Origin of the sequence: Natrinema halophilum, assembly GCF_013402815.2 — an archaeon.
GTDB lineage: Archaea > Halobacteriota > Halobacteria > Halobacteriales > Natrialbaceae > Natrinema > Natrinema halophilum.
This window is the reverse complement of the sequence record NZ_CP058601.1, coordinates 2,873,315-2,889,240: the sequence shown is the minus strand read 5'-3', so window position 1 is coordinate 2,889,240 and position 15,926 is coordinate 2,873,315. Positions and strand designations below refer to the sequence as shown.

Sequence of the window (15,926 nt, the reverse complement as noted above, 5' to 3'; positions counted from 1 at the left end):
ACTTAATTGCGTCTCTTGACCCGGATCAGCATGCCAAGGCTAATCAGAATAACAAGCGGAAGCACGATGAGCGCGGTGGCGTAGTACGGATTGGCCAGGTTCACGCTCTTGCTACCGGACAGATAGGGAAAGAAGAGAAAGAACAGAACCATGACTGAGGAAAAAATCGTGATTTTGATCGATTTCTCTTTGGAAATAAGTTCGGAAGTCATCGGTAGTATCTAAGGGTATTAAACTAGTGTGTTTTTCGGTGGTGAACTGCTACTGTGGGCGAATCTCGTAGACGTCGATGTCGGCGATGTTCGGGCCGTGGAACCAGAGTTTTATCCCACTTCCCTCGTTGTTCGCCGTAATGAGGCCCGCTCCGCCACCCATGAGGATGCCTGCGACGGCCGCAACCGCAGCGGCCCCCTGTCCGACACCGGGGGCGGCGTTTGCGACGACAGCAACGACTTCGGACAGGATCGCTCCACCCGCCAGCTTATTCCGGAGTTCGGTGGAGGTGCAGTCATCGAACCAGAAGATGTGACGTAGCCCTTGCCAGTGGAGTTTGGTCTCGTAGTCGTCTTTCCCCTTACAACCAAGAATAGAGACAGAGTCGGACGAATCCACTGGAATAATGTTCACTCGGTCGTCCCGTTCCTCGAACCGGATTTCACCGCTGTCTTTGGCTTCGTTGAAACCGTCGACAGCACTCGCTAGATAGTTGTTTCGTCCCTGATTAGGGCCGACGTAGACGAGATCACCATCATCGGCAATCTCGTAGTATCTCGTCTCTTCCTGTGACTCTGCTGCGCGAGCGCGTGAGGCAGCCAATGGAACGACAGAGAGACCTCCAATGCCTGCTACTGATCGGATCACGTTTCGTCGGGTCTTCGAATGGTTATTTCTAACCATTTCATACACAAATAATTTGTTCTGGTATATAAATTTTTACTGTGTTTGCTGGAGTAGTAAACGCATCGCTTGTTTCATTCAGCAGACGCAAATCGAGGACGAGTACCTCATCCTGACGCCGATTTCGGTGGCTGCTAGTTTTTGATCAGGTCGGCCGCGATTTTCGTGACCGATTACAAAATCCGTCCAACGAGAACTCCGCTTTCGCTGGTTAGTACCCCGTTTCACTCGAGAGGAGTTCTAGCCTCACTCCCAGAAGGGCAACAACTCCGACGCTTCCGCGGCCCCCAGCGACTCGAGCGCGATTAATCCGACGCTTCCGCAGTTGCCAGCGGGTCGATCGCGATTTCCATCGTCACTCCATCGACGTCCCACTCCTTGCGGTGGCCGTCTTCGACCGCGCGGCGTTCGTCGGCGCGGACTTCCTCGCTGATCAGGGCCTCGCGCTCGGCGACCAGATCGGCGACCCGGTCGTCGTCGATCTCGAGTTCGAGTGCGATTCGCTCTTCGACCTCGAGGTCGAGGTCCTTGCGCATCTCCTGGACGCGACGGATGACCTCGCGCGCGTAGCCCTCGCTCTCGATGTCGTCGGTCAGCGACGCGTCGACGTAGGCGACGCCCCGGTCGTCACCGGCGATACCGAAGGCAGTACCCGCGACGCCGTCAGGCGTCTGGGTGACGAACGACACCATCTCCTCGGTGATGGATTCGTCGTCCTCGAGTACGTCGTCGACGGCGGTCTCGAGTTCCACGAGGGTCGGCTCGTCGATGCGAGCCTCGTTGAATGCGTTCATCACCTGCCCGGCTCGGTCGCCGAAGGTCGGACCGAGTTCGCTCATGTCCGCCTCAGCGCTGTACTCGAGTTCGCCCCAGCGGTCGTCGGGAGCGACGAGTTCGATCGCGCGGGCGTTGAGCCGATCCTCGAGGAGTCCAGTGTGGCGCTCGACGGCCTCGACGACCCGCTCGTCGTCCGCCGCGACGACCACTCGAGCCACTGGCCAGCGCAGTTTGCGTCCCGCCTGCTGGCGAGCGTTCGCGCCCGCTTCCTCGATCGCACGGAGGAGAGCGACGTCCTCCTCGAGCTGTTCGTCGACCCAGTACTCCTCGACGTCGGGCCAGTCGCACATGTGTACCGTGTCGTACTCGGCCTCACCGGTCAGCGTCCCGTAGATCTTCTCGCTGATGAAGGGCGCATATGGGGCGAGGAGGGCGACGCTCTCCCGGAGAACGTGGTAGATCGTCGCGTAGGCTGCCCTCTTCGAGGCGCTGTCCTCTTCTTCCCACATGCGCTCGCGGACGGCCTTGACGTAGAACCGCGAGACGTCTTCGACGATGAACTCGACTAGCGCATCGATCGCCCGGTCCTGCCGGAAGTCCTGGAAGTGCTCGGTCATCTCGGCTTTGGTGGACTGGAGCCGAGCCAGCACCCACTCGTCGATCAGTTCGAGATCGTCGTCGACGTCTTCCAGACGCGTCTCCTGCGGGTCGAAGTCGTCCAGTCGCATGTACGGCAGCGGGAACCGGAAGACGTTCCACAGCGTGCGGAGGTGGTTTTCCATCGTCTGCATGCCGTCCCAGGAAAACCGCATGTCGTCGCCCTGTGGGTTGTTCGACAGCAAGAACATGCGCATGACGTCCCGGCCGTGGCGGTCGATCGCCTCGTGGGGGTCGATCAGGATGTCTTTTGACTTCGACATCGCCCGCCCGTCGGGCATCAGCGCGTGGCCGTGCATCAGCACCTCTTCGTACGGGATCTCCCCGATCGCAGCGGTTCCCATGCCAAGTTGGGACCAGAACCAGCCGCGGGTCTGGTCGTGGGCCTCGAGGATGAGATCGGCGGGCCAGCGGTCGTCGAACGTGCTGTCATCGGCGGGGTAGTCGAGGGTGCCCCACGACGCCACGGAGGAGTCGAGCCAGACGTCGAAGACGTCCGGAACGCGCGTGTAGGTGGTGTCTCCGTCGGTGATCGTCAGATCGTCGACCGTGTCCTTGTGGAGGTCGACGTCCTCAGGGTCGATAGCTTGGTCGACGCACTCGGCGAGTTCCTCGCGCGTCGAGATGACGATCATATCCGCATCGTCATCTCGATCCTCAGGGGTCCAGATCGGGAGCGGGATCCCCCAGTAGCGCTGCCGGGAGACGTTCCAGTCGGGCGCCTCCTCGACGAAATCGCGAAACCGGCTGTCGCGGGCCCAATCGGGATGCCACTCGCTGTCCTCGATGTTCGCGAGGAGGTCGTCTTTAATGTCCGTAATCGTGATAAACCACTGGTCGGTGACGATCTGCAGAATTCCCGTATCACAGCGCCAGCAGTGACCGTAACTGTGTTCGACAGTACCGGATGCGAGCAGCGCGCCGTTTTCCTCCAGATCGGCCGTGATCTCGTCGTCGGCGTTCTTGACGAACTGACCCGCGTACGTTCCCGCTTCGTCGGTATAGACGCCGTCCCCACCGACCGGACAGAAGATCGGGAACCCGAGTTCGCGGCCGCGCTCGAAGTCCTCCTCACCGTGGCCGGGTGCGGAGTGGACGAGCCCGGTCCCGTCGCCGTGGGTGTCGACGTAGTCAGCCGCGTAGACCTCGCACGCGCCCTCGTGGTCCGGATGATCGGGTACTTCCTCGGCCAGGGGGTGGTCGTAGGACCAGCCGGTCAGGTCCTCGCCAGTCAGTTCTTCGACAATCTCGTAGTCCTCGTAGCGTCCTTTCTTCAGGACCTCCTCGTGTTTGGCTTCGGCGACGTACAGGACCTCCTCCTCGCCGTCTTTTCGGGCGCGAACGCCGACGTACTCACCCTCCTCGTCGACCGCGACGAAGGTGTTCGCCGGGATCGTCCACGGGGTCGTCGTCCAGATGACGAGCGAGCCCTCGCGATCCGTGAGGTCGAATTTTACGTAGACCGAGGGGTCTTCGACGTCCTCGTACTCGACCTCGTTGTTCGCGATGGCGGTTTCACAGCGGGGGCACTGCGAAATGGAGCGGTGACCCTTCTCGACCAGGCCGCGCTCGGCGGCCTTCGAAAAGCCCCACCAGGCCGCTTCCATGTACTCGGGGCTGACCGTCCGGTAGGGGTTCTCCCAGTCCATCCAGACGCCGAAGTCCTGGAAGTCCGACTGCAATCCCTCGAGTTGCTCCTCCGCGTACTCTTTACAGGCCTCGATGAAGTTCTCCTCGCCGTACTCCTCGATGTCTTTCTTATTTTCGAAGCCGAGTCGCTCCTCGACGCGAGTCTCGATGGGAAGCCCGTGCATGTCGTATCCGGGCCGATCGGTCACGTCGTACCCCTGCATCCGCAGGAAGCGGATGTAGACGTCCTTCAACGACTTGTTCCAGGTGGTCCCCATGTGCGCCGACCCCGACGTATACGGCGGGCCGTCGACGAAGAAATAGAATTCACCGTCGGATCGGTGCTCGACCGTCTGCTCGTAGGCGTCGACGTCGTCCCAGTACTCGAAGACCCGCTGCTCCAGATCGTGTGGGTCGTACTGGTCGTCGACCTCGCCGAACCTGCTCATACCCGACCTAATCGCCTCCGGCAGTAAAGAGGAATCGATATTGCGGATCGCTCGTGACGCCGCCGACTCGAGCAGCCAAAGCGTCGTCGCTGCCGGTTAGACGTACTCTGTAAGGACCTTCTGATACCCCAGACTGTACGCGCCGGCATAGAGCATGACGACGCCGAGTGCGCCAAGCCACACTGCGATCATCGCCTCGCCGGCTCCGAGGTGCTGGAGGCTCGCCTGTTCGACGAGGACGCCGCCAACTGTCAACACACCGGCGACGATGGCGTAGACGACCTGCAAGAGTGAGTCAGCGAGTAGCTCCGGACCGATGGATGTCATTAGCAGTCCTTTACCCACCCACCGAAGGTAAACCTGTCCCCTCGCGTGCAACGCGACCGCACGATTGCGACCGCGCCGAACCGACCGACACAAATCAATCGCGTACGGATGCTCGAGTGTGCCCGCCTCCGACCCAGACTCGACCACCGATCGCGGTCCAGACACCGCCGACTCCGCCGGCACTGACAAGCCGGCCTATCCGACCGACCGCACCGTCCTCGAGGCCGACTGCGCGCGCTGTCCGGCGCTGACCGAATCACGCGAGCGCATTTCGTGGGGCACCGGCAGCCTCGACGCAGAAATCGTGGTCGTCGGCGAGGCACCCGGCTACGGGAATCCCGACGCCGACCGATGGCGGGGCGGCAACTGGACCGGCAAAGCCTACACCTCACGTCACTCCGGTCGGCGAATCCGGCGCATGCTCGAGCGAATCGGCTACAGCGACGACGCATACTATACGAACGCGGTGAAGTGCTTCCCAGCAGATTCCGAGGATCCCACCACGAACCGCGAGCCGACGCCCGAAGAGCGGGCGAACTGCCGGCACCATCTCCTGACCGAACTCGAGGCCGTCGATCCGACGGTCGTGCTCGCGACGGGCAAGCACGCGACGACGACCGTCCTGGCGGCCGAAGAGGGGGATCGAGAACTCGAAGGGTTCGTCGATGGCGTGCTCGAGCAGAGATACTGTGAGCGCCTTGGGGTCCACCTCGTCCCGATCTTGCACCCATCGTATCAGGACGTCTGGCTCGGCCGACTGGGGTACGAGCCCGAGGAATACCTCGAGGCGATCCGAGAAACGCTCGACGAACTCTCCGAGGCCACCGATGACCGAGGCTAGAATCTCCCATCGTCGACTGCAGGATCGAATCCGACGATGTGAGACGATTCGGCACTGCAATTCGGATCTAGAACGCCACTCGAGCCCGCTTTCGTCGACGCCCGGCAGTTGAACGTGAGAACGGGGCTTCCGTCTCGGCCGCACGTGAAACGACCGGGACTCGCGGACGCGGCCTCGGGTCCGTCTGCTGTGAGTGGCTCGAAGGACGGCGACTTCGATTCGATATCCGTGATATCAGAGTGGTTTTCATTCTCACTACGTACAATAGATCGTACACCATACATGGTGGTGAAAATCGGCAGAGATAGAATGCGGATTGCGAACGAAGACCAAGATCACCAGGACAGGTGCGTCGTTGAACACTCGCGCACATATCGTGGCGAATGGATCCGATACGCCGGTTCTGGCGTTCCCGGGCCGTAATCGTATCGGTTCGCATTGCCCCGATTGTGAACTACTGAGAAAATGAAATGTGCGGCCAGATTTGACATTTTTCAGAACTGTTGTGTAGAGATTATATATACTAGTTATTATGTATGTTGGGTTGAATGTTCACTCCATGTCGAATCATGCGGACGGCGATACGACGATGGCAGCACTGGCACACTTATCAGCGCTCGTCGCAGCGTTCATCGGACCATTGATCATCCTCGTGCTCGCAGACGACAATGACACGCTAGTCAAGGAGAACGCAAAGAACGCACTGAATTTTCAGATCATTATGACTATCGCGATCATCATCTCCGTTGTTCTAATGGTGGTTCTGATCGGCCTCGTTCTGCTCCCGATAGTCGCACTGATAGATCTCATTCTGGTCGCCATCGCGACCGTCAAAGCCAACAACGGCGAAATCTACTCGTACCCGTTCACGCCGAGCATCATTTAATTCAGGCCGCTGTCCGTCAGAGGCCGAAACGCGTCTCTTTTTCCGTCGAGCGGGGATCTCGATCCCCCCAGTTCGCTTTCTGCCAGGACAACACCTCGAGCCGACCGGTGAGCCAGTTGACCGGTTCTGCAACGACAGCGACCGATACCGGACCGGCAAGGTCGAACTGAAGATCCTGACGCCAGACTGGATGGGGCTGCGTATCCCCTGCGTGATCGGTCCGGACGGGCGCCGGGATCCAACCGGCTACGAGGGTGGGACGGAGGTCCACCTCCGGGGCCCGCTGTTCGAGCCGATGTCGGGTGGCGAATGGGTAGTCCGGATCACCGAGTACGAAACAGACGAGGAGCACGCCCGGTTCGTCGACGGACAGGTCGGCGACAGCGGCCCGTTCGAACAGTGGCGGCACACGCATCGGTTCGCGGATCTGGGTGGGCAAACCGTGGTCCACGATCGGGTGAAGTATCGGCTCCCGGTCGCTGGCGACCTGCCCCTTGCAACGCCGTCGCTCACGGCCATGCTCTGTTATCGTCACCGTCGGACTCGAGTCCTGCTCGAGGACTGACACACCCGAACCCTGTTTGCCGACGACCACCGTCGACGGCGGGTTGCCCCAGATCGATCCAGTAAGGCGCGAGTGGACGACTCGCGAAGGGTGACGGCAGTCTGCCGTGTCGTTCGCCGACTGCGACGAGGCGAGTAAGTTTCTTACGACGAGCCGACACACACTCGCGTATGAGTACGATCTTTACCCAGATCGTGGAGGGAGAGATTCCAGCGCGCATCGTATACGAAGACGAGACGACGATGGCCTTCCTCGACGCCAATCCGCTGGCCCCGGGCCACACGCTGGTGATCCCGAAAGACGAATATGAACGGTTGAACGACGTCCCCGACGACGTTGCGTCGGATCTCTACGAAACCATCCACCGGCTGGTCCCGGCCGTGGAGGACAGCGTCGACGCCGACGCGACGACGGTCGCGTTCAACAACGGTGAAACCGCCGGTCAGGAGGTCCCCCACGTCCACTGTCACATCGTCCCCCGCTTCGAGGGCGACGGCGGCGGGCCAATCCATGCCGTCGCGGGCGACCGACCCGACCTCGCAGACGACGAACTCGACGACATCGCCGCCGACATCGAGTCTCGAGCCTGATCGGCGGTCGAGCGCGGGTAGTGTCGGCCCGGCACACCCCCGGGTGCCGGTGTGTTTTTGGGCCCGCGCGCGAGTTTCTCCGTATGGTCATCGTCGGGATCGCCGCACAGTTTCGAACTCACCCCGTCGCCACGACCCTCGAACTCGGCAGCGTCCTCGTCTGTTGCCTGCTGTTCGCGGGGACGTTCGTCCTCCTCTCGAGTGGTCTTCCGACCGGGAGAGGCGACGCGTGGCTCGTCCTGATCGGCGCCGGCGTCGCGTTCGTGCTCGTCTGGACGGTGCTGGTGCCGCTGTACGAGCGGATGCTGTAAGCGATTCGTATTGCCGCAATCGATACTGCGGACCGTTCGTCCCGACAGAACGAACGTTCTCGTCCCCCTCGATTTTGACGTCCCCCGATAGTCGAGTCCGGGTGATAGCAGTAAGATCATAAATATTTTCCAGATCGGGTCGGAATTATCCGACATGTCCACTGAAAGCGAAGGGATCGACGGTCGCACTCTCAGGATGATCGGTGGCGGTTCAGCGATGATGAATACGATCGTTTTTATCGCTATCGGTGTACTCGTGCTGGATTCCAGTGCTTACGGGGTGATCATGGGCCTCTTTGCAGGTACCGGCACGTTCCTGTTTTTACCGTGGATTATCGGTCGGTCAGCTGACCAGAATGCGAGAGATGATCGCACAGTTGGAGAAAACGTCCGTGGACCGGGTTCCAATACACAGATGGGTGTTTTCGGCCTCGGACTCGAACTCGGCGCCATTGCGATGCTCTCCATCGGGTTCGTCGAGACCGAACCGAATCTCACCATGGGGCTAGGCGTCGCGGTCGGCGTCGCACTCGCAATCTCGCTCGTACTGAGCGTGCTGGTCAACAGGTGACGGGCACGAGACGGACCACGAGTTGAGCTAGCAGCGCATCTCTGCCAGCGAGCACCCGCGTAAATACGAGTTGCTATACACCCCTCAGAAGATCGCTCCAACCAGCACGTCACCGTAGATCAGGGCGAGTATCAGTCCGGCAAATACCGGCACGAGAAACGGCGTCCCCGGTGAGACCCAGACGGTCTCTTCGGTCGCGAGTACGTCCAGCCCATCGCGCAAGGTTTCGGGTGTCGTCCCGTAGGCCGTGCCCTCGATATCGTTCAGAAAGACTTCTGCACCCCACGGATCGTCGAATTCAGCTGTCGCGGGGCGCACTTCGGAGTCGCCGCCCTCGACTGTCGCCGGGTCCACATCGGAATCGCCGGTTTCGGAAGTCGACTCGAGCGCTCCGCCGTCGCTGCGAGCCTGCGTCTTCGCAGTCACTGCGCCGTCGGACGGCGGGTTTGGCTCGGCGGGGAGCGTCGTCGGATCGCGGTATCGATCGGGTCGATCGCGCAGGTCAGAAAGCGAAAGTCCTCGCCACCGAAGATACATCCGCAGGGCGTCGAGGTCGAGTCCGCCTCGAGTGAGCCCCGCGGGTGTCTCGAGCAACCGGCCGTGGGTTTCCGGAATCCGCTCCCAGGAGACGGGCCAGCCGATGAACATGACCGGAGCGATCCGGCCTGCGATTGCGTTTCGAACAGCGAGAACGAGGGGGAGCGCGATGCCGACGAGAACGGCGTTGGTCAGGATGGTAAACGAAAACGCCCCGATCGGCGGCGTCTCGAGGGGGAACGACAACGGTCCGAGACCGTACGCCGGGAACGTCGGGAAAAGAACGGCAAGCACGAGTAGCGCTTTCGCGTCTGCGCCGCCGAAGCCGCCAAACCACCAGAACAAGTACGCGATCGGGACGACCAGCCCGAGGCTGATCGCAGTCGGGACGAGAAACTCGGTGGTCCAGACGTTCCCCCCGGTAGACCAGGCCAGCCAGCCATCCCAGACGAGCACTGCAGTTCCGAGAAGCGAGAGGGGGACCCAAACGGTACTCGAGACGCGGCGCGTCTCGATGTCGCGGTAGGCTGTCCAGGCGAAGACGGGGACGGCGACGAGTCGAAGCAGATCGGGACCCGTCGCTGAGATGCCGGGGACTGTCACGGCCGTCATTCTCGAGCGGAGATGCGTTACGTTTTCGGCTCGCTCGACACAGCCGAGACGAACCGCCAGCGCTGTCCGTTTCAGGGAGGTGCCACCTCACTGGATCGGCTGATCTACTTCGACCGTCTCGAGGCGGCGGTTGTGCAGTGCGTCACCGGACGTCCGATCGAAGACGTGAATCGCGTCCTCGGGAAGGCCGACCGTCACCGATTCGCCGCTCTCGAGTCGACGCATCCCGTCGACGGTCGCGACGAGCGAGACGTCCGCCGCTGCGAGTTGCAAGTAGACGACGTTGTCGTCGCCCATCGGCTCGACGACGTCGATGGTCGCCGACAGCGTGTGTTTATCGGCCGTCTGTCCGCCTCCGACCACAAGGTCTTCGGGTCGGACCCCGAGAACGAGATCTGTTGCATCCCCAAGATCACCTGCAACGGCCGATGAGAGGGGATACGTGAATCCATCGTCCGACGTCACGAGCGCGTCATCGCCCCGTCGTTCCACGTCGAGGAAATTCATCGAGGGTTCGCCAATGAAATCGGCGACGAAGCGGTTCGCCGGTCGATGATAACACTCCAGCGGGGTTCCGACCTGCATCAACCGCCCCTCGTTGAGGACGGCGATTCGATCCGACATCGTCATCGCTTCGGTCTGATCGTGAGTGACGTAGATAGTCGTCACGCCGAGTTCCTGTTGGATTCGCTGGAGTTCGGTCCGCATCTGCGAGCGTAGTTTGGCGTCCAGATTCGACAGCGGTTCGTCCATCAGAAAGACCTCGGGGTCGCGGACGATCGCCCGTCCGAGCGCGACGCGCTGTTGTTGACCGCCGGAGAGATCGCTCGGCTTTCGGTCGAGCAAGTCTCCGATTCCCATCATCTCCGCACTCTCTTCGACGCGACTGTCCATCTCCTCGTCGGAGAGGTCCGTCGATTCCTCGAGTCCGAAGCGCATGTTCTCTCGTACGGTCATATGCGGGTACAGCGCGTAGGACTGGAACACCATCGCGACGTTTCTGTCCTTCGGCTGTCGGTGCTCGATCGATTGACCGTCGAGTTTGATCGACCCGTCCGTTACCGTCTCGAGTCCGGCGACCATCCGCAGAGTCGTCGATTTTCCACACCCCGACGGACCGACGAGGACGAGGAATTCTCCGTCCTCGATATCAATCGTTACGTCGTCAACTGCGACAATTTCGCCGTTGCTGTCCTGAAACGTCTTCGTTACGCTGTCGATCGTTACTCCTGTCATCTATCGTAATTCTCGAAACTCATACCGTTGCACCTTTCGCGAACTGTTCTCCGAACGCGATGTAAACAAGCAGCGTCGGCAGTGCCGCGATGAACGCGCCGGCCATCTGGACGTTGTACATGCTCTGCATCGACCCGGCGAGCGCGTTCAACTGCATCGTCACCACGTAGTTCTTCGACGAGTCCTGGATGACGAGCGCGATCAGGAATTCGTTCCAGATCTGCGTGAACTGATAGATCAGGGTCACCGCGAACATGGGAACGGAAAGCGGCAGGACGATCCGGCGGTAGACCCGCCGTTCCGGTGCCCCGTCCAGTCGCGCCGCCTCGAGTATCTCGTCGTTGAGTTTCTGATAGTACGACCGAAAGAGGATCGTACAGATCGGAATCCCGTAGGCCGCGTGAGTGATCGTCAGTTCGAACAGGCTGGTTCGTGCCGCCAACGTGTCGCCGATGACTGGAATCAACGCGAGCGTATGCTCGAGTCCGACCATCGACCAGCCCTGTTTCAACGGAACGAGGACCGCCTGATACGGGATGAAAATCGCCGCCAGTATCAGCGCGACGATGGCGATTTGTCCGCGCCACTCGATCTTCGTGAGCCCGAACGCCGTCATACTTCCGAACAGTGCCGAAAGGACCGTTGCCGGGATGGCAACTGCGGCGCTGTTGAGCATCGATCGACCGAGCCGCGAGAACGCGGTCGACCACGGATCGAGCGTCGCAACGTCGGGCGTCGGGGGGGCGAACGGTAGCGTCGTTGCGAACGCGTTGCCGTCCTTGAGCGATGCCATCAATCCGCTATGTAAGGGAATGAGAAAGAGGACGGCGATCACGGTCAGCACGACGTAAAGGCCAACACGCCGATAGTTCAGTCGTTCGAGCCGCGATTCGGTCGTTTCCTGTGCTGAGTGTGGTTGTGCGTTGCTCATAGGTCACCTCGTCGATACTGCGCGAAGGCATAGGGAGCGATCACGACGAGTGCAAGGACGAACAGCACCATCGCGATCGCCGATCCGTACGCCCACTCCGAACTACCGGAGAACGCTTCGCGATACATCATGATGCCGAGAATGTCGGCCGATGGGCCCGGTTGTTCCCCGCCGTAAATCACGTAGATGAAGTCGAACGCTTTCAGCGCGAACACCATGATCACGACCGTCGCGCCCATCGTCGCCGCGCGAAGTTGCGGAATAATCACGCGCCGGTAGAGTCGAACGGTGGACGCACCGTCGACGCGGGCCGCCTCGTAATGGTCGTCGGGAATAGCTCGCAGCGCTGCCAGGTAGACGATCATGCAGTAGCCACTGAACTGCCAGATGAGCGCGATGACGACCGCCCAGAGCTTGAAGCGAGGATCGCCCAACCAGTTGGGAGCGATCGCACCGAGCCCGACCGCCTGAAGCGCCACGTTGATGACGCCGTCTTGAGCGTTGTACATCCACTTCCAGAAAATGGCGGTGACGACGAACGAGAGGCTCATCGGCAACAGGTAAATCGTCCGAAATCCGTTGCCGAAGCGAATCTCTTGATCCATCAGGATTGCCAGGAAAAGCCCGACTGCGAGCGCGACGACGGTAAACGATACCATCAACACGAACGTGTTCCACAATGCGTTCTGGAACACGCTGTCCCGGAAGAGTTGAACGTACGTATCGAACGAAACGGTTGCATAGTTCGGCGATCCGAATCCGGACCAGTCGGTCAGCGAGATCAGGAAATTCCACCCGATCGCGCCGTATACGAACGCGGCTACCAGAAGGAATCCGGGGAGCCAAAACGGAAGCGACCGCACGAACTCGTTTCGGTGGAGGGACTCGACTGTCGACGCCGACGGTCCGGGATCGGTCTCGTCCGGTCGGCCGAGACCGGACTCCGTGGTATCGACTCCGCCATCGGATCGCAAGGGTCGAGACGAGTCCGCGGCCGAATCACCGGACTGTCGAAGATAGCGCACGAGTCGCGCGATCATGGATACGAAGTGCCGTTTCGATGATCCATATTATTCGAGTGCATCGACGATGCCGTCGTACGCCTTGTCTGCATCCCATTGTTCGGCCATCGATGTCATGACCCGTTCGACGTCCGATTGCTTCCCGGGCGACAACGCCAGTCCGTGTGCCATCGACGGTGGCTGGGTATCGGACGACTGGAACTGCTCGATCTGGCGCTTGTGGAAGTCGGTGTACTCCTCGGTATCGACGTCGGTCCGCGGCGGTATCGACCCTTTTTTCTCGTTGAACCGCCGTTGGGCGTCCGGCGTTCCGACGTACCTGAGGAACGCAAGCGTCGCGTTCGGTGACGGATTGCTCTTCGGAAAGACGAACGAATCCATGTTCAACGCGTACATCCCCGCCGTTCCCGGGAACGGAATGTAGTCCCAGTCTTCTTCGTAGTCGAATCCGTCCTCGCTGAGATATTCACCGGCGGCCCAATCGCCGTTGTGGTGGAACGCAGCGTCACCGGCGATCACGTCGCCGTTGGCCTCGTCCCACGCGACGGAACTTGCGTCGTCGGGGAAGTACTCCGAGAACTCCACGACCCGTTCGAGCGAGCTGCGAACGGTGTCTTCGTTATCGGAGACGTTTCCACTGATAACCGAATCGTAGGTTTCAGCGCCGCCCTCCCCGAGCAACGTCATCGCCCACAACTGAACCAGCATGAACGTATCGTTACTCGACTGTGCGAAGCCGGTGTAACCGGCGTCTCCGATGGTCGCAAGCGAATCGACGAAGTCGCCGGGGCTTTCGAGGGAGTTCGGGTCGACGCCCGCATCCTCGAGCACCGAGACGTTGTAGAAAACGTTGTTGAGCCGGTGGATATTGAGTGGAACCGCATAGTAGGTCCCGTCGATCTGAGCCTGCTCCTTGGGGCCCGAAAGGTAGGCGTCCTGCATATCGCTCTTCCAGACGTGTTCGCCGATGTCGAACAACCAGTCGTCTTGCGTATACGTTGTCAGGGCCTGCCCAGGCCAGATCTGGAACGTACTCGGCGGATTGTTGTCGACGAACTGGCTTCGAACGTCCGTTTCGAGTGCGCTTCCGCCACCACCAGGAGATTCCTGCGATTTCACGTCGATGTCGGGGTGTTTCTCTTCGAATCCCGACCTGAGAGCCTCGAATGCGTCCTTTTCACCACCTGCGGTCCACCAGTGACCGATCTCGAGTGGTTCGTACTCGCTTTCCTCGAGGTCTCCGTCGATCACCTCGTCGAGCGACTCAGCTTTTGATCCTCCGCCACCGAGGCAGCCGGCGAGCGCCAGCCCCCCTGTGGCACCCACCGCGCCGAGAACACGACGCCGGTGGAGCGTTTTATTCTCGGTATTTTTCGTTTTTGTCATGTCTTGGTTCGACATGATACAATACTCCTTATCGACTGGTAATAAAGTTTTGCGTGTTAATTCTTCGTCGAGTAAAAGATATGATTGTCAGCCTGAAGGGCTGATGAGACGGGATATCGGACCGTATGACGAAAACCGATCCCGACGCTTTCGGAACGATTCGTTCGATTATCAGAGCTGTCGTCCGACTTCGGGTGCACAAATTTTCGCAACGAGCAGTATATGAGTCCGTGCTGACAAAGCGGCGGATATGAGAGAGGGAGCAACGGTTTCGACGCTGTACGTCGGCGTGCTGCTCGCGGTCCCCGGATTACTTGCCTGGGTGACCGGGCGGACCCTGCTTTTCCCGAGTCTCGGACCCTCTGCCTTTCTGTTAGCAACTGTTGGGAACGCCGAAGTTACCAGTCCGCGAAGAATCGTCGGCGGACACTTCATCGGTGTCGTCGCCGGGTTGATAGCGTACCACACCATCGCGCCAGGGCTCGAGGTGACCACGAGTGCGCCGATGCTCGCAGCCTCACAGTTGCGTCTCGTCGCCAGTGGTGTACTCGCCGTTACGCTCACGTCAGGCGGAATGCTCGCGACCGAAACGAGCCATCCGCCTGCTTGCGCGACGACGTTGATTGTCTCACTCGGGTTGCTGTCGTCGCTGGTCGATGGAGCACTCATCGTGTTCGTCGTCGTCGTCCTCGTGGTCGTGCATGCGCTCGTGACCAATGAGTGGTCAGCCGAAAACGTCGTTCCGATCACCCCTTGAGATCCCCCCAGGGACTCGAGTCTGGAAGCCGAAACCTCGAACCCGGTTTCGCCCTGTAATGAAGGTCAGACGCCCCCAGTCGCGTGTGACTCAAGACGACCGATGCCAGGTTGTAGCCGTTGTGATCGTGACAAGACGCTGTGGGGAAATTGTCTCCCAGAGTGAACGCAGAAGACCCCCCAGGTGACGCTATTGGATGGATGAATTGTCGGCCACATCTCAGCAAGGTCTTCCGGCCTGGCGTTTTACGGAATCAAACCGCAGTCTATCAATCGAAGATGCACAGAAGGCGGACGAAACTCTCTGACGATTGTGTGTTGTAAAGAGTTTCAATCGAAGGGGATTCGTGTAGACACTTGCACCCGTCTTCTCAGCGTTTACCCTGCTCTTTCGCGTGCGACTCGTTTTAAAGTCGTCTTGGTTAGCGCTTTCGTGTCTCCGACACTCTTCAAGTGTGATTTTCGTTCGACAGGTATGGCTTTCTAATCCAAATCGATATTAAACTGTTATACTGTTTTCTTATAGGGTGCCATAGGAAATGCGAAGCCTACATAGAAATTAGGTACGGGGATTTCGGGAATCCATCTCTCGATCCGTGTTACCGTTGCTATGGCGATTGCTGTCGACTCAAATCCCGGCAAAGCCGCTGATTCCAAAGGGGATGTCGGCTATACTATGGGGGCGATGCTAACCATACACATCGTATTGCGCACAACAAACCCTATTGTCGAACCGAATATTTACGAAGGAAAATACCCATGATCCGTGAAAAGAACAGCCTCAATCGGTTTCGATTGCATCTGTCCGGTTCGCCTCTCTGCAAGCTATATATTCTTCTCAAAGGAATCGTGTCTCATCCGTTAAATAGACCACTACCAGTGAAATAAATATATAGATAATAAACTATATAGACATTTAGACCTAGATACAGTTCAGCATCAGCAC

Annotated in this window: 16 protein-coding genes; 7 read left to right on the top strand and 9 right to left on the bottom strand. The window is 59.7% G+C overall.

Annotation, left to right across the window (positions count from 1 at the left end):
- Positions 1-2 precede the first annotated feature (2 nt).
- The 4 genes from HYG82_RS34690 to HYG82_RS34675 form a co-directional block, all read right to left on the bottom strand.
- Entirely contained in the window at positions 3-212 is a 210-nt protein-coding gene (locus HYG82_RS34690) for a hypothetical protein (RefSeq protein ID WP_179261788.1), read from the bottom strand.
- Positions 213-261: 49 nt separating this feature from the next.
- Entirely contained in the window at positions 262-897 is a 636-nt protein-coding gene (locus HYG82_RS34685) for a hypothetical protein (protein WP_179261786.1), read from the bottom strand.
- A gap of 305 nt (positions 898-1,202) precedes the next feature.
- Positions 1,203-4,409 carry an isoleucine--tRNA ligase gene (gene ileS / locus HYG82_RS34680; protein ID WP_179261784.1) on the bottom strand — a complete coding sequence of 1,069 codons (3,207 nt, stop codon included), beginning with the start codon at positions 4,407-4,409 and terminating at the stop codon, positions 1,203-1,205.
- A gap of 96 nt (positions 4,410-4,505) precedes the next feature.
- Entirely contained in the window at positions 4,506-4,736 is a 231-nt protein-coding gene (locus HYG82_RS34675; RefSeq protein WP_179261782.1) for a DUF8151 family protein, read from the bottom strand.
- Positions 4,737-4,854: 118 nt separating this feature from the next.
- On the opposite strand from HYG82_RS34675, the gene HYG82_RS34670 reads away from it, so the two are divergent.
- From HYG82_RS34670 to HYG82_RS34645, 6 genes are all read left to right on the top strand, one after another.
- On the top strand, positions 4,855-5,577 hold the full coding sequence (locus tag HYG82_RS34670; protein ID WP_179261780.1) for a uracil-DNA glycosylase: 723 nt from the start codon (positions 4,855-4,857) through the stop codon (positions 5,575-5,577).
- Positions 5,578-6,136: 559 nt separating this feature from the next.
- The gene (locus HYG82_RS34665) at positions 6,137-6,463 is read left to right on the top strand and encodes a DUF4870 domain-containing protein (RefSeq protein WP_179261778.1); all 327 of its coding nucleotides are present in this window, start codon (positions 6,137-6,139) and stop codon (positions 6,461-6,463) included.
- A gap of 190 nt (positions 6,464-6,653) precedes the next feature.
- Entirely contained in the window at positions 6,654-7,028 is a 375-nt protein-coding gene (locus tag HYG82_RS34660; protein ID WP_179261776.1) for an SRPBCC family protein, read from the top strand.
- 170 nt (positions 7,029-7,198) lie between these two features.
- Positions 7,199-7,618 (top strand): HIT family protein, encoded by a 420-nt coding sequence (locus HYG82_RS34655; RefSeq protein ID WP_179261774.1) that lies wholly within the window; start codon positions 7,199-7,201, stop codon positions 7,616-7,618.
- An 83-nt stretch (positions 7,619-7,701) separates the two neighbouring features.
- The gene (locus HYG82_RS34650; RefSeq protein ID WP_179261773.1) at positions 7,702-7,929 is read left to right on the top strand and encodes a hypothetical protein; all 228 of its coding nucleotides are present in this window, start codon (positions 7,702-7,704) and stop codon (positions 7,927-7,929) included.
- Between the two features lie 154 nt (positions 7,930-8,083).
- Positions 8,084-8,500, top strand: coding sequence for a hypothetical protein (locus HYG82_RS34645; protein WP_179261771.1), 417 nt, complete (start codon positions 8,084-8,086; stop codon positions 8,498-8,500).
- Positions 8,501-8,584: 84 nt separating this feature from the next.
- Here the strand turns inward: HYG82_RS34645 and HYG82_RS34640 are convergent, their stop codons facing one another.
- From HYG82_RS34640 to HYG82_RS34620, 5 genes are all read right to left on the bottom strand, one after another.
- On the bottom strand, positions 8,585-9,649 hold the full coding sequence (locus HYG82_RS34640) for an A24 family peptidase (RefSeq protein ID WP_425495351.1): 1,065 nt from the start codon (positions 9,647-9,649) through the stop codon (positions 8,585-8,587).
- Positions 9,650-9,736: 87 nt separating this feature from the next.
- The gene (locus tag HYG82_RS34635; protein ID WP_179261769.1) at positions 9,737-10,885 is read right to left on the bottom strand and encodes an ABC transporter ATP-binding protein; all 1,149 of its coding nucleotides are present in this window, start codon (positions 10,883-10,885) and stop codon (positions 9,737-9,739) included.
- Between the two features lie 19 nt (positions 10,886-10,904).
- Positions 10,905-11,816, bottom strand: coding sequence for a carbohydrate ABC transporter permease (locus HYG82_RS34630; protein ID WP_179261767.1), 912 nt, complete (start codon positions 11,814-11,816; stop codon positions 10,905-10,907).
- Entirely contained in the window at positions 11,813-12,856 is a 1,044-nt protein-coding gene (locus HYG82_RS34625; RefSeq protein WP_179261765.1) for a carbohydrate ABC transporter permease, read from the bottom strand. Before HYG82_RS34625 ends, HYG82_RS34630 begins: the two co-directional genes overlap by 4 nt.
- 30 nt (positions 12,857-12,886) lie before the next feature.
- On the bottom strand, positions 12,887-14,224 hold the full coding sequence (locus HYG82_RS34620; RefSeq protein WP_179264528.1) for an ABC transporter substrate-binding protein: 1,338 nt from the start codon (positions 14,222-14,224) through the stop codon (positions 12,887-12,889).
- 250 nt (positions 14,225-14,474) lie between these two features.
- On the opposite strand from HYG82_RS34620, the gene HYG82_RS34615 reads away from it, so the two are divergent.
- Complete coding sequence (locus HYG82_RS34615) at positions 14,475-14,981, top strand: HPP family protein (RefSeq protein WP_179261763.1); 507 nt, start codon at positions 14,475-14,477, stop codon at positions 14,979-14,981.
- The last annotated feature ends 945 nt before the right edge of the window (positions 14,982-15,926 follow it).